1 protein-coding gene is annotated in these 1,361 nt (G+C 64.6%); it reads left to right on the top strand.

The genetic code is table 11. The features are described 5' to 3' along the window. Positions 1-902 (top strand): DUF4097 family beta strand repeat-containing protein (locus AC1DSN_RS22695; RefSeq protein WP_477333097.1); only part of this gene is annotated, 902 nt, incomplete at its 5' end. Positions 903-1,361: the final 459 nt, after the last annotated feature.

The raw sequence follows: 1,361 nt of genomic DNA, 5'->3' as shown, positions 1-1,361 counted from the left end.
CGCTCTACATCACCCCCCTGCTGCTGGCGTTCTCGATCGGACAGGCATTCGCCTCGACCCCGATCAACCTGTCGAAAGACATCCGGCCCAATGCGAAGGTCAGCATCGACAACGTCAAGGGCGAGGTCACCGTGACCGCCTGGGACAAGAATCAGATCCAGGTCTCCGGCTCGCTGGGCGACGGCGCCCGTCCTCTGGAGATCGAAGGCAACGAAGGCAACGTGGAAATCCACGTCGATAGCGACTCGAAAGAGCACTCGATATTCAGCTGGGGCAGCGACACGCGCATGCAGCCCACCGTGCTCAACGTTCGCGTGCCCAAGGCCGTCAGCGTCGAGATCAACGTGGTCAGCGCGCCGGTCAGCATCGACGGCCTCGACGGCGGCAAGATCGAGATCAACTCGGTCAGCGGCCGCATCCGCGGAAACCTGCGCTCGCCGGACATCAACATGCAGACCGTCAGCGGGAGCATCGATCTCGCCGGCAGCGCGACCAAGGCCGATCTGCAGACCGTTTCCGGCGACATCATCGCGCCGAGCGTCACTGAACGCGTCGAAGCGCAGACCGTATCCGGTCGCATGACGATCGGCGGCGGCCCCTGGAAGCAGGCCAACTTCAGCACGGTCTCGGGCGACACGCAGATCAACGGCGGCCCCACGCGCGACGGCAAGATCGACGTCGACTCGATGAGTGGCGATGTCCAGCTCCAGCTTCCTTCCGATGTTTCCGCCAAGCTGGAGGCCTCGACATTCAGCGGCAGCATCCGCAGCGATTTCGGCAATCCCTCCAGCGGCGAAGACGGCCCCGGCAAGCAGCTCAAGACCACCATCGGCGGCGGCAACGGCAACATCCACGTCGAGTCCTTCAGCGGCGATGTGAAGCTACGCGCGCAGGGTCGCTGAGCGTTCTTTAAAAGGTTCGCCCGCGTTGCGGGCGCGTGTTTCCAGCGGCATTCGCCGCGTCACGCTCGTGCTGGTCGGGAGTCGCGGTCGGGTTGGCCCTTGGGGCCGCGGCGCGGCTCTTCGAGACGGGCCGTAGGCATCGGTCTCGCTCGCCCGGGAACTGGGCGGCCCTCAGCTTAGGCGGCCCCAAGGGCCAACCCGACCGCGACACCGGACGTTGAGGTTGTGTGTGGCACAAGCGCAACGCCGCTTCGTCGCCGTGTGTCGAATGCTTGCCACACCCACTTTGCTGCACCGTTGTCGTAGGAGCCGCTTCAGCGGCGAACCCTCAGACTGTCGCGTTTGCGAATGAGGCCTTGTGGTGATTGGGCGAGCGGTTGAACGCCCGCACGATGCGACGCAATGCTTCGTTCGCGAGATCAATCGCTGAGGRTTCGCCGATGAAGCGGCTCCTACAAG

The organism is Luteibacter sp. P4_D7_3, from assembly GCF_056401735.1.
Note: the sequence above shows the minus strand (reverse complement) of the source record. Positions and strands in the feature narration are given on the sequence as shown.